The organism is Streptomyces antioxidans (genome assembly GCF_000968685.2).
GTDB lineage: Bacteria > Actinomycetota > Actinomycetes > Streptomycetales > Streptomycetaceae > Streptomyces > Streptomyces antioxidans.
This window is the reverse complement of record NZ_LAKD02000027.1, coordinates 22,534-43,249: the sequence shown is the minus strand read 5'-3', so window position 1 is coordinate 43,249 and position 20,716 is coordinate 22,534. Positions and strand designations below refer to the sequence as shown.

Genomic DNA, 20,716 nt, shown 5'->3' with positions numbered 1-20,716 from the left:
GGCGGTCACGACGATGGTTCCCTTCCCCCGGAACGCCGGTGGGGAGCGAGGTGGTTGCGGGGGTCCCGCTTGAGCCGGTAACCGCCGGGGACCGTCGGCAGCGGATCCTCGGCCCGCATCTGCCACACGGCCAGCAGGGACAGCAGTCTGACCCGTTCGTCGGCGGCCACCGGGTCCGACCAGCGGTCCACCAGTTCCAGCGGGTCCTCGCGCAGGTTGTACAGGCGGAAGTCCCCGACGATGTCGGCGTACAGGGTCCAGTCCCCGCTGCGCACCTTGCGGCGCCGTCCGCTCTGTGTGGCCGCGTTGAGCTCGTCCCAGCGGGGCTCGCCGTCCGGGCCGTCGAAGATGAGTCCGGGCATCTGGTCGGCCACGTCCTCCGGCCCGTACGGGAGCCCTCCCATGCCCTGCTCCACATACACACTGCTGAACTCCTCCGAGGGACAGGGCCGTCCGGTGAGCGCCGGCCACAGGCTGCGCCCCTGCACACCGTCGGGCAGCTCGCGCCCCATCGCCTCGCAGAGCGTGGGCATGAGGTCCGCGAGCGAGACGTGCTCCGGACGTGGCGCGCTGGCGGCCCGCACCGCGTTCCCGCTGATGACCAGGGGGACCCTGGCGAGGATGTCGGGGATCTCCGCGCCCTTGCGCACCAGTCCGTACTCGCCGACGAAGTCGCCGTGGTCGGCGGTGGCCACGACGACGCGCTCGCGTACGCGGTGCCGGTCCTCCAACCCTCCGAGCAGGCGCCGCAGTTCGTCGTCGATGAGCCGCAGCATGCCGAAGTAGTTGGAGCGCGACGGGGCGATGGCTCCCTCGTAGTCGACCACCGCGCGCTCGCCCAGGCCGCGCAAGTACTGCCAGGGGAAGGACTTTCCCGCCAGTGCGTCGGCCCCGGTGCGGGTCGGCGGCAGCGACTCCCCGGGGAACAGCGAGAAGTAGGGCTCGGGCACCTGATACGGATTGTGCGGCTCGGGGATGGACACCGTCAGCAGGAACGGCCGGTCCTCCGGGACACCCTCGGCCCAGGCGAGCGCTTCGTCGACGATGCGGTGCGGGTTCTGGGCCTCGACCGGGAACGGTGTGGGCTTCTCGTGGGTGCGGTGCCGCAGCGCCGCCAGCCAGGTGTCGAACTCCTGGTGCAACGCCTTGGAGGGAGCGGCCACTTGGCCGTCGTGCATGAACTCGACCCAGTGGTCCACGGACGAGGCGTCGAGATAGGTGTGGTTCTTGCCGATCATCGCCGTGGCGTATCCGGCGGCACGGGCCTCACCGAAGAGGTCGGCGCCGCGGACCGCGAGCGGATGCGCCGGGTTCTGGGTGACGCGGTGCGCGCTGGGGAACCGCCCGGTCATCAGGCTGGTCCGCGCCGGGCAGCACAGCGGCGAGGTCGTGTAGGCCCGGTCGAACCATGCCCCGGAGCGCCCCAGCTCGTCGAGGAACGGCGTGGTGTCCAGCGGGAATCCCTCACGGGCGCTGACGTCGGCACGGTGCTGGTCGGTCAGGATGAGGACGATGTCGGGCCGGTGGCGCGCGGTCACGCTCGAGTGGTCCTTTCGGCGAGGGCGGCGCCGTCGGTCGACGGGCCGTCGGTGATACGGAGGCCGGCGCGGGAACCCCGCAGGGCGATGACGGCCGCGCAGGCCGCGCTGAACAGGACCGAGCCGACCACGGTGAGGGCCAGCCACCACGGCGAGCCGTCGGACGCCACGAGCATGGCGTACGCGACCGGTGGGGTGAGACCGCCGAGGATCGAGCCGACCTGGTACACGAACGACACCGCCGTGTAGCGGACCTCGGTGGGGAACAGCTCGGCCAAGAAGGTGCTCTGGACGGCGAATTGGGCCGAGTTGCAGAGCCGGAAGACCGTGATCCCGAGCACCATCCAGAAGAGCGTCCCGGTCTGCAGCAGGGCGAACAGGGGGAAGGTGGTCACGGCCATCGACAGCACACTCCACATGAATGTGCGGCGCACCCCGAACCGGTCGCCGAGCCTGCCCAGGTAGAGCATCAGCGGCAGGCAGATGATGCTCGGGATCATCGTGCCGACGATCCCGATGCTGTCGCTCCGGTGCAGGTAGGTGACGATATAGGCGGTCACCACGGGCCCGACGACATTGCCGGTGATGGCATCGGCCGAGCGCGCGCCCAGCGCGAGGAGCAGCGGCGCCCAGTGGTCGCGCAGGAGTGTGATCAGTGGCGCCTTCTCCACTCCGCGGTTCTTCCTCAGGCGTATGAAGTCCCCGCTCTCGGCGAGGCGGGTGCGCACCACGAGGGTGTAGACCAGGAGGACTCCGCTGAGGAGGAAGGGAACCCGCCACACCCAGGCCTCGTACTGCGCGTCCGAGGAGAGCCAGGTGCACAGCAGGACGAGCCCGCTGCTGAAGACGCCGCCCACGGGGTTGCCGAGCTGCGGGATGGTGCCGAAGAAGCCGCGCCGCTCCTTCGGCACCGACTCGATCGTGGCGAGCGCGGCGCCCGCGTACTCGCCGCCGAGGCCGATGCCCTGCAGCACGCGCAGGAACAGCAGGATGACGGGGGCGGCCGCGCCGATCGTGGCGTAACCGGGCAGCAGGCCGATCGCGAACGTCGGGATGCCCATGAGCAGCATCGTGAGGATCAGGAGCCTCTTGCGGCCGACCCGGTCGCCGAAGTGTCCGAACACGAGGCCGCCGATGGGCCGGGCGAAGAACCCGACGGCGGTCGTCGTGAGGGCCAGCAGGGAGCCGATCGCGCTGCTGTGCGCCGGGAAGAAGACATGGCCGAAGACGAGTGCCGCGGTGGTTCCGTAGAGCCCGAAGTCGAACCACTCGAAGGTCGAGCCGAGAAAGCCCGCGAGTACGGTGCGGCGGGCGGCGGGGGTGATCCGAGGCGGCGGGTCCGGCCTTGGCATACGGCGGCTCCACGGGGATTCCAACGATTACGGTAACCGTTGCACTGGAGTGGACGGTAGGGCCGCGCGACGTTCGCCGTCAATGACCGGGCGTTAGGAAAATGTTGACTCGCGTTCGGTTATGGTGAGCGGCACCTCGACCTGGCTCCGCGGGCGCGCGCCCTCCCGGACCCGGGCCGTGAGCAGGTCGAGCGCGCGCCGGGCCATCGTATGGACATCCGCCCGGACGGTCGTCAGGCTGGGCGAGGAGTACTCCGCATCCTCGTCGTTGCCGAACGCGACCACCCGGACCTGCCCCGGTACGTCCCGGCCCGCCCTGCGCAGTGCGTGCAACGCCCCGTGCGCAAGTGGCTCTTCGAGGGCGAGCACCGCGTCGAACGGCGTGTCCCCGCCCAGGAGTTGAGCGATCGCCACCTGCCCGTCGCGCCGGGAGGACCGTGCTGTCTCCACGATCGGCCACGGGTCGGACCCCCGCCCCGCCGCCGCCAGCGCCCGCCGGTACCCCTCGGTGCGCAGGGCGGCCGCGCTGTCGCCGCCTTCCTTGCGCTCACCACCCAGCAGTGCGACGCGCGAGGCGCCACGGTCGAGGAGCAGCCGCACCGCGGCCTCGGCCGCGGCGGTGTCCCGCGACACGACGCTGTCGAAGGGGCCCGCCACCCGGCGCGATCCCAGCAGCACCGCGGGGCCGGGGGACGGCGGATCCCCCAGGTCCCGCGCGGTGATCGCGGTCGGCATCAGCAGCACGCCGTCCGAGAGGCCCCCGCGATTGCGCAGCACCTCAAGCTCCCGCTCGCGATCGCCCCCGGTGGGCTCCATCACGACGCTGACGCCCTCGGCCTCCGCGAGATCGAAGACCGCGGCGGCGAGGGGTGCGCAGTAGCCGTACCCGAGGCCCGGCAGGGCCAGCGTCACCGTGTCCGTCGCCCGCGAATTGAGGCCGCGGGCCAGGGGGTTGGGGCGGTAGCCAAGCTCCTCGACCGCGGCGCGCACGGCTCTGACGGTCGCCTCGTTCACCTGCCCGGTGGCATTGACGACATTGGACACGGTCTTGACGGACACACCGACGGCGGCGGCCACATCGCGCATGCGCACCACCGTGGGGCGGCCACGGGACGGCTCCGGCTCATTCACTGGCAACGCCGCTCGACTCCCGTTCGACCAGGCGGAACCCGACCGTGTGGGGTCCCGGTTCTGGGAGCACCGCGCCGGTCGTCCGCGCCTGTGCGCGCTCCGCCAGGAGCGAGACGGCGCGGTGCGCCATCTCCTCCCGCCCCGGGTCGACGGTGGTGAGGGTGGGAGCGCAGTATCCGGCCTGTGCGACATTGCCGAACCCGACCACGGCGACGTCCCCCGGCACGGTGCGCCCCGCGTCCCGCAGTCCGCGGAGCGCGCCCAGGGCGAGCGCGTCGCCGAGCGCGAACACGGCGTCCGTCTCGGGCGCCCGCCCGATCAGCGTCCGCACCGCGTCGGCGCCCGCCGCGAAGGTGACCGTGTCCGTGCTCACCACCCGTCGGCGGCTCACCGGCAGCCCGGCGTCGCGCAGACCCGCGACGTACCCGAGGTAGCGCCCGTCGCTCTCCGCGGGCAGCGCCCCACCGGGGGCCACGGCGGCGATGCGGCGGCGCCCGCCCGAGACGAGATGCGCCACGACCGTGCGGGCCGCCTCGAACCGGTCCGTGTCGAAGGAGTCGACACGGCCCGCGGCGAACGACGCCGTGGCCACGATCAGCGGCTTCGTCACCGTCAGCGCCCGCATGTCCGCCGGGCCGAGCGCGACGGGAACGAGCAGGATTCCGTCCACGTGCCGCAGATACGGGTCGTCACAGACACCGCGCTCGCGCCGCACGTCGCCGTGCGTCTGGGTGATGCGCACGGACATCCCGTGCCCCTGGGCCTCGCGCAGCACGGAATCGGCGAATTCGCGGAAGTAGGGGACCGTGACACTCGGCAGGGCGAGCCCCAGCACCTGGGAGCGCCCCGAACGCAGCCGCCGCGCGGCCAGGTTGGGGCGGTACCCGAGCTCGTCGATCGCGTCCTGCACCCGCGCCCGGGTCTCCTCCCGGACATTTCCCCGGCCGCGGGCCACGTTCGACACGGTGCTCATCGAGACACCGGCGACGGCGGCCACATCGCGCAGGGTCGCGGAACCGCGCGCCGCGGAGTCCGCACCCGCCTCAGACGGCCGTCCGCGCACAGCTCACCAAGCCCCTTCCCGCACGACGGAAGTCTAGCCCGCGCCCGCGGCGGGGCCCGGTTCCAGGTGGAGCAGGAGGAGGGCGATGTCGTCGCTGCGGGGGTCGGTGTGTGGGTCGTGGTGGACAAGGGTGTCGGCGAGGGTGGCCATGGGCTGGTCAGGGGCGCGTGCGAGCTGGTCGGCGAGGTGGGTGGTCGCGTCGCCGAGGTCGGTGCCGGGACTTTCCACCAGGCCGTCGGTGTAGAGGGCCAGCACGGCGCCGGGCGGCAGGGGGATCTCGGTGGCCGGGTAGTCGGCGTCGGGGTCGATGCCCAGCAGGAGACCGGGCGGCAGGTGGAGGATCTCGGTGTGGCCGTCGGGGTGGCGCAGGACGGGGGGCGGGTGGCCGGCGGTGGCCAGGTGGGCACGGTGGTGTGCCAGGTCGATGTGGGCGTAGAGACAGCTGGTGAACAGACCGGGGTCGAGGTCGGTGAGCAGGCGGTTGGTGCGGGCCAGGACCTCGCCGGGGGACGCGCCGGCGGTGGCGTGGACGGCGGTGCGGACCTGGCCCATGAGGACGGCGGCGTTCACATTGTGGCCCTGGACGTCGCCGATGGCCGCCGCGACGGTGGTGGCGTCGCAGCGGATGAGGTCGTAGAAGTCGCCGCCGACGTCCATGCCGCGGGCCGTGGGCAGATAGCGGGCCGCTACCTCCAGTCCGGGCACGGTGGGGAGGGTGGCGGGGAGCAGGCCGCTCTGCAGGCTGTGGGCGAGCTGGTGTTCGGCGTCGTAGAGGCGGGCGCGGTCGAGGGCCTGGGCGATCAGCCCGGCGAAAGAGGTCAGGACGGCGCGCTCGTCGGGGGTGAAGTCGTGGGGCCGGTCGTAGGAGACCACACAGCAGCCGACCGGGCCGCTGGGGGCCAGCAGCGGCAGGAAGGCCCAAGCCGCCCTCTTGGTCAGCGGTGGGATGCCGGGGGCGAGCCGTTCCATCTCACGGGGGGAGGCGAAGAAGAGGGGCGCTCCCGTGGTCACGGCGCGCACGGTGGGGGCCGACTCGTCCCGGAAGGGCGGGAAGTCGAGGCGGTCGATGACCTCGTCCGGGTAGCCGCGGTGACCGACGACACGCAACCGGTCACCCTCGGCGACGGACAGGACGAAGCCCTGGGCGCCGAAGGCCGGAAGGACCAGGTCGGCGGTCAGCTCGACCACGTCCCGCACGCTGACGGCCTTGGTGAGCGCGCCCGCCAGGTGCATCAGGTCGTACAGCGTGCCGACCCGGGTCGGTGCGGCGGTGTTCGCTCTGGGCTCCGGCTCCGGGTGGTCCAAGGGTGCGGTGCGGCCGGTGGGGTAGACGCGCACGCTGATGCCGGAGACGTCCGGGCAGAGCTGGAAGGCCAGCCACACGTCCGGCGGGCGCAGGGCGGTGAAGGACGTGGGCCGACGGCCGAGGACCGCGGCCCGGTAGCGGTCTTCGAAGACCGGGTCGTCCAGCCATGGCAGTGCCTCCCACAGCGGTGCGCCGAGCAGATCAGGGACGCTGCCACCGAACAGGTCGGCGGCGGTGGCGCTGATGAAGGCGATCCGGCCCCGCGCGTCCAGCACACAACAGCCCTCCGCGAGGCGGTCGGCGACGTCCGCCGCGGCCCGCGCGGCGGTCCGGGCCCGCGGCGGGGCCGCCACGCGCGGCTCCCCGGGTGATATCGGGTGCCCGTCCGCGGCGGCCTGCCCCAGGAGCGCGCCCGCGCGGTCGCAGGTGGAGCGGATCACGGCGCGCTCATGTGCGTCCAGGCGCGGGGGACGCGGTTCGGGCCACAGCAGCACCAGCACGCCCCGAACGGCGGCACCGGAGGTGAGCGGCGCGGCGGCCATCGCCACGGGATAGGGCCACACCAGCGCCGCCCTCGGGTAGCGGCGCGCGAGCTCCGCCTGGCTGGCGAGCCACACCAGGCGCCGCTCACGGACCGCGGCCGGTACCGGACCCGAGGCCGGAACCAGCAGCCGCTCCCAGAGCGCGGTGACCTTCGGCGGCACCCCGGTCGTCACGGCCAGCCGCAGCACCTGCCCGCCCGGCGGCAGCAGATACACCAGACCCGCCGACGCCCCTGTTTCCCGCGCCGCCCCGCACAGGAGGGCATCCAGCAGCTCCGTACCGGAGCCGACGGCAGGCGTGGCGTCTTCCCTCGGCCCCCGGACCTCTTCGGGGAGGTCGCGCGCCCGCCCGGAGTGGCGCCTGGCCGCCTCGCCGCTGATCCCCAAGGCGGCGCCGATCCGTGCCCGCCAGGCGGCCTGTCGGTGAGCTCGGCTGCAGTACCGCCGGTTGGGCCCGGACCGATCCGGCAGCAACGCATCGCACCATTGGCACCGAACACCACCCATATGGATACGTTACGCCCGTATTGGGGTGACGGCGGCGCGCTCTGTGGCGCCCCTTGGTCATGGTCGTGGCCGGACGGGCGGCTTCTGGGGTAGATCCATTATCCCCGCGCGAACGGGTGGCCGTCACCGTTCTCCGGAATGATCTTTACGCCTGATATGCGCCTTTAGGCTTGCGGCAACAGGCACAACGCACCGATTCGACCTGGGAGTTAAGAGTGGCGCGCGACGTTGCCGCACTGGCGGCGGAACCCACGGAGATGGCCGTGGCGGATCACCGGTCTTCGGTTTACGCCAACAGCGATGACCCCGCCGAGCAGCTGGCGTGGCGGCGACTGACCGCACGGCACGGCGACCGGCTCAACGAGATCATGGACGAGTACGGCTGGCCGACGGCACACATGGTCGGCGAGGAGGCCGCACGCGCGGCATGGCTGATCGCCCAGCACGCCGACCGTCAGCTCGACGTTCAGCGGCGCGCCCTCCAGCTGGTGCGGGAGGCGGTGTCTGCGGGCTCGGCCAGCCGGCGCGAGCTGGCCTTCCTGTGCGACCGGACGCTGGTCAATGAGGGGTGCCGGCAGATCTATGGCACACAGGTCTTCGGTGTGAAGGACGGGGCACCGGTTCCGTGGCCCTGCGAAGAGCCCGAGCGCACGGATGACCTCCGTGCGGAAGTCGGCATCGAGCCCTTCGACGCGTACGTCGCCACATACTCCATGTCCTGACCACGGGGGCGGGCCGGACTCCTATGGCGGCCAGCCGGGCGCGGGGTCCTCGGCGAGCAGCGGCCGGAGGGCGCCGAGAACCGCGCCGACGCAGACGTCGCGCAGCTCGGCGCGGGTACAGGTCTCGTGGCCGAGCCAGTCGACGCAGAGGACCTGGACGAAGACCAGCCAGCTCTTCAGGACGCCGGAGACGGCCTCGCGGGCGGTCTCGTCCGCGAGGGGGAGCACGGCCAGCAGTCGCGCACGGAGCGCGTCCAGCTCGTTCGTCATGATCGTCTGGATCACCGGGTCGCCCGCCAGGACCCGGTTCGCGGCGAGGACCGCGTTGCGGTTCGCCACGAAGTAGTCGAGATGGACGTCCATGCCCTGGACGAGCTGCTCCACCAGGGAGTCGGCGGGGTCGAACCGGGTCTCGGCGAGCAGCTTGTCCGCGGCCTGCTGGTAGACGGCCGCGAACAGGGCGTGCTTGCTGGGGAAATGGCGGTAGAGGAGCGCCCGGGAGACACCGGCCCGCTCGGCGACCTCCTCCATCAGCACATCGGCGTAGGGGTGCGCGGCGAAGAGCCGTGCGCCGACGGCGAGGAGCTGGGCGCGGCGGTCGGCAGGGGTGAGTCGCTGGCGGGGAGGCACGGAGGAAGCTTAGTTGACATGCGTCAACCAGTGCGCCCAGTCTAGTAGACGCATGTCAACTAAGCTTCGCCGGGACGGCTTGGAGGGATGATGGCCAGGACTCTGCGCGTACTCACCCAGGTGATGGGCTGGGCCTGTGTGGCGATCGGCCTGTACCACGTGGCACTGGGCAACGCGGCGATCCCCGGCGCCGGTTCCGCCGGAACGACGGTCGACAGCTGGGGGCGGTTCATGGGGGCCAGCTTCGTCGGCTACGGGCTGGCCTGGCTCTGGGCCGCGCGGCAGCGTCCGATCCCGGCGCTGGCGGTGCGGTGGCTGGCCGGGGTCTTCCTGCTGGGCGGCGCGGGGCGGCTGCTCTCGCTCGCCGTGCACGGCTGGCCGCAGTGGTTCCAGATCGCACTGGCGGTGATCGAGCTCGGCCTGCCGCCGGTCTACTTCTGGCTGGCCGACGCGGAGGAGCGGACCCTGCGCGGCGATCTGGAGGCCGCGCCCGCCGGGCGATGAAGACGCACATGCCTCGCCCCGGGCCGCTCGGACGACGTCCTGGACACCGTTGGAGCACGCCAACCCGAGGGGCCGGAACCGCGAGCGGGAACTTTTTCGGATGCCCGGGCGACGTAATCCGTCACGCTGGGCGTCCCCCGTTCATGCCCACCGGAACTGCGGGCGTTATGCCCTCGTAACCCCGACGCATGCTGGATCACCCGGCTGTGACCAGCGGCGATGCAGGAATCCGTCATTGACGAGCGGAAAAGCGCTGATTAGCGTCCGCCCCATGACCCACCTAGCCCCCGTGGCCACCGTCGACGACCTGGACCGCCGTGTCATCGCGGCGCTCCAGCTCAATGGCCGCGCCCCGTGGAGCGCGGTGGCCCGTTGGGTGGGTACGAGCGAGACGACCGCCCAGCGGCGCTATAAGGCCCTGTGCGAGCGGGGAGTGCTGCGGGTCGTCGGCAGTCTGGAGCTGGACCGCACGCGGGAGGGCTCCTCCATGCTGGTCCGGGTGCAGGCCAGGCCGGGGCGCGGGCTGGACCTCGCGGACCAGCTCGCCGTCAGCCCGGACGTGCGCTTCCTCGCCGTCGTCACCGGTGCCGCCGACCTCATCGTCGATTTCGTTGCCCGGGACAACGAGGAGATGATGCGGATGCTCTTCACCGATCTGCCCGGGGCCGACCTGATCACCAGCACCGAGGCGGTCGCCGTCATCCGTGCGTTCACCTCCGCGTCGATGTGGGACACCGGGCTGCTGCCCGTCGAGGCCGCCGCGGAGCTGCGGCCCGCCTCCCTCGCGTCGTCATGCGAGCGCGCCGACTGGGACGGGGCGCCCAAAGCGCTGACCGGTCTGGAGCAGGAGGTCGCCGCGGCCCTCAAGGAGGACGGCCGCGCCCAGGTCAGCACCCTGGCCCGGAGCCTGGGCCACACCGAGTCCGGTGTGGCACGGGCCATGGACCGGCTCATCTCCCGCGGCATCCTGCAGTTCCGGACCCTCGTCGAACCTTCCCTGCTCGGGTACGACGCGGAGTTCATGGTGTGGCTGTCGATCGAGCCTGACCGGCTCGACGCCGCGGGGCGGCAGCTCGCGCGGCATCCGGGAACCAAGTTCCTGGGCGCGGCCACCGGGCGCTTCAACCTCGTCGGACACATGGTCCTGCCCCGCCGCACCGATCTGCTGCGCTACACCAGCGACATCATCGGGGCACTGCCCGGGCTGATCGCCTCCGACGTGACCTTGCACCTGGCCACCCTGAAGTACTCCTGGCACCGGATGGTCCGAGCAGCCGTCTGAGCCCCCTGCCGGTGGTCGCACCCCGACCCGCCGCACCCTCGCCCGCCCTCTTCCCGTCCCCGATCCTTGTGGAGACCACCATGCCCACAGACGACTTCGGCCTGCCCCCGGAGAGCTGGCGCTGGCCCGAGCACACCTGGCGCGGCCACGTCGACGCGGTCCGCGCCGGACGGCGGCTGGTCCCCGACCGCTGGCCCGGCGGCGCCCGGGTCGCGGTCGCCCTCTCCTTCGACTCCGACCACGAGACGATCCCGCTGCGCGACGGCGAAACCAGTCCCGGCCGGCTCGCCCAGGGCGAGTACGGCGCCCGCGCCGGGGCCCCACGGATCCTGGACCTGCTGGCCCGCTACGGCGTTCCGGCGACCTTCTTCATGCCGGCCGTCTCCGCCCTCGTCCACCCCGAGGAGGCCCGCGCCTACACCCGTGACGGGCACGAACTGGCCGTCCACGGATGGATCCACGAGCGCAACACCCTGCTGGGCCGCGAGGACGAGCGGGAACTCACGGCGCGCGCCCTCGACACCCTCACCACGCTGACCGGCCGGCGCCCCGTCGGCATCCGCACCCCGTCCTGGGACTTCTCGGACTCGACCCTCGACATCATGCTCGAGCTGGGCTTCGCCTACGACTCCTCGCTCATGGCCGACGACGAGCCCTACGAGATCGTCGCCGAGGGTCGCCCCACCGGCCTGGTGGAGATTCCCGTCGACTGGATACGGGACGACGCCCCGTACTTCACGATGGACCGCTACGGCTCCGTCCGCCCGCACAGCCGCCCGCGCGACGTACGGGAGATGTGGACCGACGAGTTCGACGCCGCGTACCGGGACGGCGGCGTCTTCCAGCTCACCCTCCACCCGCACATCATCGGTCACCGCTCGCGCCTCGTGGCGCTGCGGGAACTCCTCGACCACATCGCCGCTCACCCCGGCGTCTGGTACGCGACCCACGCCCAGCTCGCCGACACGGCCCGCGGCGTGCCGCACGGCCGGACCGCGGCCGGTTCCACCGCCGACACCCCGGAGCACACACCATGAACACCGGATCCGCCACGCCCAGCGGCCCCCCGCGCGAGGACGGCGCCGCCCCCGCCACGCCCCGGCTGGGCCGCGCCCGGCGCAAGGCCATCGTCGCCGGAACCATAGGCAACACCGTCGAATGGGTCGACTGGGCGCTGTACTCCATCTTCGCCAAGATCATCGCTGATGAGTTCTTCCCGAAGGGCGACGGTGCGGTGGCCCTGCTGTCCACGCTCGCCGTCTTCGCCGTCGGATTCGTGATGCGCCCGGTCGGTGCCGCCGTGCTCGGCGCCTACGCCGACCGCCACGGACGCAAGAAGGGCATGACCCTCACGGTCGGCCTGATGGCGGGCGCCGGCTTCGTCATCGCGATCACCCCGTCCTACGACAGCGTCGGCATCCTCTCGCCGCTGCTCCTGCTGGTCTCCCGGCTCGTACAGGGCTTCTCCGCCGGTGGCGAGTTCGGCTCCTCCTCCGCGTTCCTCGTCGAGTCGGCGGCCCGGGGCGGGCGCGCGTTCGCCGGGTCCTGGCAGCAGGTGTCGGTCGCCGGCGGTGTGCTCGTCGCCTCCCTCCTGGGCACACTCACCACCTCGGCACTGAGCGACGACGCCCTGCACTCCTGGGGGTGGCGCGTCGCGTTCATCCTCGGCGGCCTGCTCGGACTGGTCGGCCTGTGGCTGCGGGTCTCCGTGGCGGACACCGACTCCTTCACCCAGGCCCAGAGCGACGGCCGCACCCGAACCAATCCCGTCAAGGCCATGTTCGTGGAACACCCCGCGGCCGCCCTGCGCGTCGTCGGCATCACCGTGGCGGGCACCCTCACCTACTACATCTGGGTCAACTACCTTCCCACGTACGCGAATCTGACCACCGGCATACCGCTGAAGACCGCGCTGCTGTCACAGACCCTCTGCCTGGTCGTCTTCGTCATCGCACTGCCCCTCGTGGGCGTGGTCTCGGACCGCGTGGGACGCAAACCGACCATGGCGGCGTTCGCCGGCGGCTTCACCGTCCTGGCCTGGCCCCTGCTGCACCTGCTCGGCAACAGCTTCCTCAGCCTGTTCCTGGTCCAGCTCACCGGCATGCTGCTGATCCTCGGCTACTCCGCCAACTGCGCCGTCATCATGGCCGAGCAGTTCCCGGCGGAGGTGCGCGCCACCGGCATCGCCCTGCCGTACGCCCTGGCGGTCGCGGTCTTCGGCGGTACGGCGCCCTATCTGACGACCTGGCTGCACGAGAGCGGCCACAGCGACCTGCTGTGGGTCTACGTATCGGCGGCCTCACTGATCTCCCTCGTGGTCTACCTCAGGATGCCGGAGACCAAGGACAAGGAGTTCAGCTGATGGCCCACATCCTCGTCACCGGCGCCGCGGGCGGCATCGGCGCAGCGATCGCCGAGGAGTTCGCCGCCCAGGGCGCGTTCCTCACCCTGGTCGACCGCGACCCCGCCGCGCTCCACCGGACCGGGGCAGGCCTGGGAACCCGTACCGCGATACGGGCCGCGGACCTGACCGACCCCGACGCGCCCACGGCCGTCGTCGAGGCGACCTGGGCGGAGCACGGCCCCGTGGACGTCCTCGTCAACGCGGCGGGCGTGTACCCCTCCCTCGACATGGCCGATGTGGACGCACCGGCCTGGGACCGGCTGTTCGCCGTCAACCTGCGTGCCCCGGTCCTGGCCACCGCCGCCTTCGCCCGGCTCGCCACCGCGCGGGGACGGACCGGTTCGGTCATCAACATCTCCTCGGGCGCCGCGCAGCGCGCCCGCCCCGGCGGCGGCCCCTACGCCAGCTCGAAGGCCGCCCTGGAGATGGCCACCCGGGCCGCCGCCCTGGAACTCGGCGCGCACGGCATCCGCGTCAACGCGGTCAGCCCCGGCTTCGTCCCGGTGGCCAGCGACTGCAACCCCGTCTCCGCGGAGTACGCCGCGGCCATCGGCGGCAATCCGCTGGGCCGCCCGGGAACGCCACAGGACATCGCGCGGGCGGTGCGCTGGCTCGCCGGACCCGACGCCTCCTGGATCACCGGCGAGATCCTGCGGGTGGACGGCGGATCCAGCACGGGCGCCCTTCACCTGCCCCGGATCTGGCAGCCCGATGACACCCGCGCCACCGTGTCCGGCCGCGTGCCGACGGCTGAGACCGCGACCGCGGAAGGACGCACCCGATGAACGACACCACCCTCCCGATGAGTGACACCCATCCGATGCATGAGACCCACCCGGAGAAGCCCGGATACACCGTCGTCGGCGCGGGCGCGATCGGCGGCACCCTCGCCTTCGCCCTCGCCCGCGCGGGCCACCCGGTCACCATCGTCGACGCCGACCACACCCATGTGGACGCCATCCGCACCCACGGACTCGTCGTCACCCGCGGCGGCACCCGGGAGAGCGCGCCGGTCACCGCCACCACCCCGGACGAGTTCGACGGCCCCCTCGGACGCGTACTGCTGGCCGTGAAGGCCCAGGCCACCGGTACCGCGCTCGACTGGATCGCGCCCCGCCTGGCCCCGGACGGCTATGTCGTCTCCCTGCAGAACGGCTTCAACGAGCCGTTGATCGCCCACCGAGTGGGTGCCGCCCGCACCGTCGCCGCCTTCGTGAACATCTTCGCCGACGTCATCGAACCGGGCGTCATCCAGGACGGCGGCGCCGGAGCCCTCGTCATCGGCGAGCCCGACGGCGCACCGGTCAGCCCCAGGGTCCGGGACCTGGTGGCCGACCTGCGGAGCTGGGGCCCGGCCGTGGCCAGTGACAACGTCGAGGGATTTCTGTGGGCCAAGGCCGGGTTCGGCGCCATGCTCGCCGCCACCGCCCTCGCCGACGCCCCCATGGCCGACCTCATCGACCGGCACCGCCCCGCCATGGCCGCCCTGACCGGCGAGATCTTCGCCGTCTCCGACCGCCTCGGCGTCACCCTGGAAGCGTTCGACGCCTTCGAACCGCACGCCTTCCGGCCAGGAGCCGACCCCGCCGCCAGGAGCGCCGCCTTCGACCGTCTCACCGCATGGCTGCGCACCCAGACGAAGGACCGCAGCGGCATCTGGCGCGACCTGGCCGTACGCCACCGGCCCGTCGAGGCCCCCACCCACTACACCGACGTCTTCCACCACGCGGCACGCGAGGGTCTCCCCACGACCCTGTTGCGCACGGTCGTGGGCGGGCTCCGCCAACTGGAGGGCGCCGCACACGAGATGTCGGAGTCACGGCTGGCGGAACTGGACCGCCTGGCCCGGGCCCCCGCACCCTCGCTTCCCCCCAACTCCCTCGACTCCGCACGGGCCGAAGCGGTACGGCAATGGCTCGACGCCCACCGCGAGGACATGGCCGCCGACCTCGCCGCCTACACCTCCCAGGGCAGCGCCAGCGATGACCCGGACGCCCTGGACACCTGCCTCGGCTGGCTGCGCGGCTGGCTCGACCGGCGCCTCGGCGAACCGGACGCCGAGAAGACCCTCGCGCGCGGGGAGACCGGGGACATCCTCGTCCGCCGCTACTCCGCCCGGGACACCACCACCCAGGACGACCGCCCGGTACTCCTCCTCGGGCACTACGACACCGTATGGCCGACCGGCACCCTCGACAGCTGGCCCTTCCAGCGAGACGGCGACCGCATCAGCGGACCCGGTGTCTTCGATATGAAGGCCGGTCTCGTCCAGGCGGTCTGGGCACTCAGCGCCCTTGACGCACTCGGCCTGCCCCGCCCGGCCTGCACCGTGATGCTGAACGGCGACGAGGAGACCGGCAGCCTCGCCTCCCAAGACGCCATCGTGGAGGAGGCACGCGACAGCAGGCTCGCCATGGTCTTCGAGGCCGCCGCCGACGGCGCGATCAAGACCGCCCGCAAGGGCGTCGGACTGTTCACCGTCACGGTCACCGGCAGCGAGGCCCACGCCGGACTGGACCCGACCGCCGGAGCCAGCGCCGTGGATGAACTCGCCCACCAGATCCTGCGCTTGGCGGACCTGCGCTCCCCGGACGCGGGCACATCGCTGAACGTCGGCGTGGTGGCGGGAGGCACCCGCGCCAACGTCACGGCGGGGCACGCCGTCGCCCGCGTCGACGTACGCGTCGCCACCGCCGCCGAACAGCGACGCGTCGGAGCCGCCCTCGCCGCTCTGCGTCCCGTCGACCCACGGACCCGCTTGGCGGTCACCGGCGGCTGGAACCGCCCGGTGTTCGAACGGACGGAAGGCGTCGCCGCGCTCGCCGCCCTGGCACGCCGGTGCGCCGCGCTGCTCGGACACGACCTCCCCGAGGCATCGGTCGGCGGAGCCTCCGACGGCAACTTCGTCGTGGCCGAGGGCACGCCGGTCCTGGACGGTATCGGCGCGGTGGGCTCGGGCGCACACGCCCGCTCGGAGAACACCTCGGTGTCGGGCATGGTCACACGAGCGGCACTGGCCGCCACGGTGCTGGCGGCGCTGGCGCTGGAGTGAACCGGTGGCCGCCGCTCACCACTTCGACAGCACAGTGCCCGCTTCGGCGAGCAGGTCGTGTGCGGTGTCCGTCTCCAGGCCGAGGCTCGCGGGCAGTTCCTCGCGCCGTCGTATCTTCAGCTTGCGGAAGACCCGGGTGAGGTGCTGTTCCACGGTGCTGGCCGTGATGAACAGCCTGGTGGCGATCTCGCGGTTGGTGTTGCCTGAGGCGGCGAGGATCGCGATACGTTTCTCGGCATTGGTCAGGCCCGCCGCCCGGCTCGGATCGGGTGTGGGGAGCCGGTCGGGCTCCACCGACGCGAGCGCCGCACCGCACTCCTTCGCGACGTGCTGCGCGAGCCGCGCCTGCATCCGGGCGCGCCGTGGCTCCCCGCACGCACCGTGCGCGGCGCTGATGTCCGCGAGCGCGTAGGCGAGCCCGAGCCGATCGCCCACGTCCTGCTGTAGCTTGATGGACTTCGCGAGGATCTCCCGCCGCTCGGTGACGTCTACGGTGCTTGCCAGCAGCCGCAGCGTGCCGCCGCGGACGCGCAGGTGGTCGCTGTCCACCCTGGCCAGCTGCTCTTCCAGCAGCTGGCGCGCCAGTTCGTCGCGACCGAGTTGGAGCCACGCCTGCGCCGCGCCGGAGCGCCACGGGACCAGAGTGGGGAGGTCGAGGCCCCATGCGGCGGTGAGGTGCGCGCAGACGTGGAAGTCGTCCAGTGCCTTGCGCGGCTGACTGGTCACCAGGTGGTACTCGCCGCTGGCATAGCGGTAGTCCAGGCCGTGCCTGCTTTGGGCGAGCGTGTCCGGCACCGGCTGGTCGAGCAGCCGCTTGGCCTCGGCGTGGTTGCCGGTGGCGAGGTTGGCGAGCACGAGGATGGACAGCGGCAGCCCAATGCCGACGCCCCAGCTGTCGGGGGAGAGCCGGTTGAGCGCTTCCCGGGTGCAGCTCTCCGCCTTGACCAGGTTGCCTTGTCGGAGGTAGATAGCCCCGCGCAGTGCGCCGAGCTTGGCCTGCCAGGTTGGCGCCTGCCGGTGCCCCGCGTCGGCGAGGGCGATATCGCACTGCGTCGCCGCGGCGCCCAGTTGATCCGAGTAGATCAGGATCAACAGCGCGGACTCGATGGCGTCGATGGTCGCATCGCTGAGTCGGTAGGTCTGGAGCACGTGTTTGGCGAGGTCGGCGGCGTTGGGGTCGCCCCGGCTCGCGAGCAGGTCCGACAGCGCTGTGGTCACTCGCAGCCGCAGCTCGACGTCGGGCAGCACCCGTTCCCGGTCGCTCTCGGTCGGTTCGGGGGCCGAGGTCAGATAGGCGGTGAGCGGCGGGTGCGAAGACGCGAGCCAGCTCTGCATGATCCGTAGCTCCGCGGCCTCGTTCGCGGTCGTCCCCGCGTCCGCTGCGGACGCCGAGACGGCGTGCAGCGTGTCGGCGGCCTCGATGTTGCGGCCGTGCCAGGCCAGGTACCGCGCGAGTGCGAGGGCGTGGTCGAGCTCGAGCTGGCCCAGCCGCACCGCCTCGGTCAGTTTGGCCTCGGGCAGACCGGCGGACGACGGTGCCGCCCGCCACTCGATTTCGAGCAGCATCGCCTGGGCGGCCGCCGTTCTGCGGTGGTCGGCGCACGCCCGGATCGCCAGTTTCAGACACTCCTTGGCGAAGGCGATCTCGTCGTCGGCGAAGGCTCGTCGCGCGGCTTCCTGGAGCACGTCGACCACCCATGTGGCACGCGGCGGGTTGGCCGCGATCAGGTGGCGGGCAACGGACTTCGGGTCCGCGCCGTGGTCGTGGAGCAGACGCGCGGCCCGCCGATGCAGATCGGCACGTTCCCGTGCGGGTAGTGCGTTGAGCACGGCCAGCTCGGCTCGCGGATGGCGATACCGACCGTCGGCGAGCAGTCCGGCGCCGGTGAGCACGGCGATCAACGTGGCCACGACGCCGGGCTCGACGGCCAGCAACTGGGCAAGTGCGACCGGGGTGCTGGAGGCGCCGAGCACCGCGATGCCCGAGGCCAGCCGGGCGGCATCCGTGGGGTGGCGGCGCAGGCAGCCGAGCACGGCCCGGTCGAACGCCTCACCGGCGAAGAATTCGATGTCCTCATCGCGCGTGGCGAGCGCTTCGGCGGTGTCGTCGACGAGCGCGCGGAGCAGCAAGGGGCTGCCGCCGCAGGCGGTCATGAACTCCGTACGGGCGCGGGACGCGTGGTCCGTGCCGAACTCCTCGGCGAGCACCTGGTACACGCCATGCTCGGAAAGCGGGCCGATGGAGATCGAACGGGCGGCCGTGAGGCGCAGCATCTCGACGTGGAACAGCGTGTTGGCGTGTGGCGCGACGGTCGTGGCCGTGGCCACGAGCGAGACCGGTGTCGCGCGCAGTCTGCGCATGGCGTACAGCAGGCAGCCGGCCGACGCCGCGTCGATGTGGTGCGAGTCGTCGATGGCGATGATGACGGGCCGCCGCCGTGCGAGTGTCTCCAACAAGGTGTGTACGTCGTGATCGACCTGGACCGCGGCGCCCCCGGCGCGGCCCGACCCACCGGAGAGCATCTCCGAGAGTGTGGCGTCATCGAGACGTTTCAGTATGTCCTCGGGCGAGTCGGGCAGCGACGCACATTCCTGGAGCAGCTGACGTATCGCGGCGAACCGGTGGGTGCGCTCGATGTGCGAGCACGTAGCACTGAGGATGAGGACATCATTTCGAGTGGACTGCTGATGCAGTTCAAGCAGTAAAGTGCTCTTTCCGCTGCCGACGGCACCCTCGATCAGCAGGATTCGGCCCTGCTTGGCGGTGTCATTGATGATTCCGGCAATGGGCGAGAGATCTCTTTTTCGGTCGGCCAGAGTCACGTGCGAAACCTTCCCCCGCGCTTCGCCCTATGCGCCGATCAAGGCGAGCGTGTACTCGTTGAGCATTTTTCGAAGTGGCAACTATCGAAAACGGATTTGGCCCCGGGACGCATCACGGCTTTCTTTGGTGCATCCGGAACATTTCCCCGTGTGGCGCCATTGGTATTTCTAATCAGCATGCAAATATGCGGTTGTGTTGAGCAGCGGAAGTGACCAGTTGACCATACCTGCTCATTGATGCTAGTGGAGCTGCCTTCTTGCGAGGCGCAATGACGTTAGCAGAGCCGTCCCCTTGTAGCGCATCTGATAGGCGTCACCCTTCACGCATGTCTTGTTTGGCTGTTTTAATACCGTTTGCATATAGGGGATGTCGTAGGGGTTACCGGGGACCACTTGCGGGGTGTCGATCGGCCTCTTGAGTTGATCTTGTCGGTCGGGTCTGCGCTCCCCGGCTTGCGCCCCAACGGAAGGCCGTGCTCTCCGCGTTCGGCCAGCGTCGCTGGTCACCGCCCGGTGGCGGGGAGCGCGGGCGTGTGTCCGGCGCCACGGAACGTAAAGTTCTGGGCAATATTTATTTGCGTTACCGTCGGCATTGTTTTAGCAACCGCCAGGCGATCCTATACCTCGCACTGAGGCGCGGGTGCATTCACATGCCGGCCGTGGCTGTGCCGGGGCGACTCCGCAGTGCTGAGGTGCAACCCGTCATGAGTCGGTGTCCGGGTTTGTACGGGGTGGCTCTAGGGGGCTGAAAAGCCGCTCATCTCTGTGCATACTGAGCCCGGTGCTCCAACGGCGGCCGGTGCATAGAATTTGCGCGCGCCGGTGCACCGTCGACGAACTTGCTGTGAAGGGACGGGCACCATGTCGATGCGGATTCTCCGGCACTACTCCTACGGCGGGCCGACGGTTCTCCAATTGGATGAGGAGGAGATCCCCACCCCAGGGCCCGGCGAGGTTCGCTTGCGCGTGAAGGCAACACCGGTGGTGTTCTACGACATTTGCAACCGGCGTGGTGACTTCGCCACCAAGAAGCATTATGAGGACGAGTCGGTGCTCCCGATATCGCCCGGATATCAGGGAGCGGGCATCGTCGAGGAAGTCGGCCCCGAGGTGGATAACGTCCGGGTCGGCGACCGAGTGGCCTGGGCCGCGGGATCGGGGGCGTGCGCCACCCACGTGATCCAGCCGGTCGAGCAGCTCATCCCGATCCCCGATGACATCGACCTCCACCAGGTGGCCGGCGGGCTGTACCAGGCGTATGTGGCGTATTCGCTCACCCACGAGGCCTACCCGCTGCAGCCGGACGAATGGTGTGTCGTGCAGTCGGCCGCGGGCGGTGTCGGTCAGCTGATCTGCCAGCTCGCCAGGGTGCGCGGGGCGCGGGTGATCGGTGTGACGTCCACCGAGGAGAAGGCGAAGGTCGCCGAAGAGAGCGGCGCCAGCGAGGTCATCGTGTCCAGCACGTCGGACGTCGCCGCGGAGGTCAGGCGGATCACCGGCGGCGCGGGCGCACGGGTGGTGTACGACGGCGTCGGCAAGGACGCGTTCGAGACCAACATGGACAGCCTCGGCTTGCGCGGATACCTGGTGATCTACGGCCAGTCCAGTGGGTTCGTGCCGCCGTTCGACCTGATGGCCCTGCAGGAGAAGGGTGGGCTGTACCTGACGAGGTGGAGCCCGCTGTGCTACCTCACCCGCTGGCCGGACGAGAACCACGTGGCCAACCTGTACCGCTGGTTGCGGTCCGGTGAGTTGACCGTGCGCATCGACCGGTCCTACCCGCTGACCGAGGCGTCTGAGGCGCACCGGGTGGTGGAGCAGCGGGAGAGCGCGGGCAGGGTGCTGCTGCTTCCCTAACGG

Annotated in this window: 15 protein-coding genes; 8 read left to right on the top strand and 7 right to left on the bottom strand. The window is 71.2% G+C overall.

Annotated features, from left to right (window positions below):
* Positions 1-5: 5 nt before the first annotated feature.
* The 5 genes from VT50_RS10380 to VT50_RS10360 all read right to left on the bottom strand — a co-directional run bounded on the left by VT50_RS10380 (position 6) and on the right by VT50_RS10360 (position 7,205).
* Positions 6-1,538, bottom strand: coding sequence for a sulfatase-like hydrolase/transferase (locus VT50_RS10380; protein ID WP_046084022.1), 1,533 nt, complete (start codon positions 1,536-1,538; stop codon positions 6-8).
* Complete coding sequence (locus VT50_RS10375) at positions 1,535-2,890, bottom strand: MFS transporter (RefSeq protein WP_053048394.1); 1,356 nt, start codon at positions 2,888-2,890, stop codon at positions 1,535-1,537. The genes VT50_RS10380 and VT50_RS10375 overlap by 4 nt, the downstream gene beginning before the upstream one ends.
* Before the next feature lie 93 nt (positions 2,891-2,983).
* Positions 2,984-3,976, bottom strand: coding sequence for a LacI family DNA-binding transcriptional regulator (locus tag VT50_RS10370; protein WP_046084167.1), 993 nt, complete (start codon positions 3,974-3,976; stop codon positions 2,984-2,986).
* A gap of 37 nt (positions 3,977-4,013) precedes the next feature.
* Complete coding sequence (locus VT50_RS10365) at positions 4,014-5,084, bottom strand: LacI family DNA-binding transcriptional regulator (RefSeq protein WP_053048392.1); 1,071 nt, start codon at positions 5,082-5,084, stop codon at positions 4,014-4,016.
* A 33-nt stretch (positions 5,085-5,117) separates the two neighbouring features.
* Positions 5,118-7,205 carry a SpoIIE family protein phosphatase gene (locus VT50_RS10360; protein WP_046084165.1) on the bottom strand — a complete coding sequence of 696 codons (2,088 nt, stop codon included), beginning with the start codon at positions 7,203-7,205 and terminating at the stop codon, positions 5,118-5,120.
* A 491-nt stretch (positions 7,206-7,696) separates the two neighbouring features.
* On the opposite strand from VT50_RS10360, the gene VT50_RS10355 reads away from it, so the two are divergent.
* Positions 7,697-8,161, top strand: a complete 465-nt coding sequence (locus VT50_RS10355) for a DUF6624 domain-containing protein (RefSeq protein ID WP_240529127.1) — start codon at positions 7,697-7,699, stop codon at positions 8,159-8,161.
* 21 nt (positions 8,162-8,182) lie between these two features.
* Here VT50_RS10355 and VT50_RS10350 read toward each other — a convergent pair whose 3' ends face one another.
* A complete protein-coding gene (locus VT50_RS10350) occupies positions 8,183-8,791 on the bottom strand; it encodes a TetR/AcrR family transcriptional regulator (RefSeq protein WP_046084020.1) in 609 nt (202 codons plus the stop codon).
* Positions 8,792-8,881: 90 nt separating this feature from the next.
* Between VT50_RS10350 and VT50_RS10345 the strand changes: the two genes are divergently transcribed.
* From VT50_RS10345 to VT50_RS10320, 6 genes are all read left to right on the top strand, one after another.
* Positions 8,882-9,295, top strand: coding sequence for a DUF4345 domain-containing protein (locus VT50_RS10345; RefSeq protein WP_079343813.1), 414 nt, complete (start codon positions 8,882-8,884; stop codon positions 9,293-9,295).
* Between the two features lie 271 nt (positions 9,296-9,566).
* Positions 9,567-10,577 carry an Lrp/AsnC family transcriptional regulator gene (locus tag VT50_RS10340; RefSeq protein ID WP_079343812.1) on the top strand — a complete coding sequence of 337 codons (1,011 nt, stop codon included), beginning with the start codon at positions 9,567-9,569 and terminating at the stop codon, positions 10,575-10,577.
* Positions 10,578-10,657: 80 nt separating this feature from the next.
* Positions 10,658-11,614, top strand: a complete 957-nt coding sequence (locus VT50_RS10335; protein WP_079343811.1) for a polysaccharide deacetylase family protein — start codon at positions 10,658-10,660, stop codon at positions 11,612-11,614.
* The gene (locus VT50_RS10330; RefSeq protein WP_079343810.1) at positions 11,611-12,939 is read left to right on the top strand and encodes an MFS transporter; all 1,329 of its coding nucleotides are present in this window, start codon (positions 11,611-11,613) and stop codon (positions 12,937-12,939) included. The genes VT50_RS10335 and VT50_RS10330 overlap by 4 nt, the downstream gene beginning before the upstream one ends.
* Positions 12,939-13,766 (top strand): SDR family NAD(P)-dependent oxidoreductase, encoded by an 828-nt coding sequence (locus VT50_RS10325; protein ID WP_079343809.1) that lies wholly within the window; start codon positions 12,939-12,941, stop codon positions 13,764-13,766. Before VT50_RS10330 ends, VT50_RS10325 begins: the two co-directional genes overlap by 1 nt.
* Before the next feature lie 35 nt (positions 13,767-13,801).
* Positions 13,802-16,033, top strand: coding sequence for a M20/M25/M40 family metallo-hydrolase (locus VT50_RS10320; protein ID WP_079343819.1), 2,232 nt, complete (start codon positions 13,802-13,804; stop codon positions 16,031-16,033).
* A gap of 15 nt (positions 16,034-16,048) precedes the next feature.
* On the opposite strand, the gene VT50_RS10315 is transcribed toward VT50_RS10320, so the two are convergent.
* Entirely contained in the window at positions 16,049-18,856 is a 2,808-nt protein-coding gene (locus tag VT50_RS10315; protein WP_079343808.1) for a LuxR family transcriptional regulator, read from the bottom strand.
* Positions 18,857-19,717: 861 nt separating this feature from the next.
* Between VT50_RS10315 and VT50_RS10310 the strand changes: the two genes are divergently transcribed.
* On the top strand, positions 19,718-20,713 hold the full coding sequence (locus tag VT50_RS10310; RefSeq protein WP_079343807.1) for a quinone oxidoreductase family protein: 996 nt from the start codon (positions 19,718-19,720) through the stop codon (positions 20,711-20,713).
* The last annotated feature ends 3 nt before the right edge of the window (positions 20,714-20,716 follow it).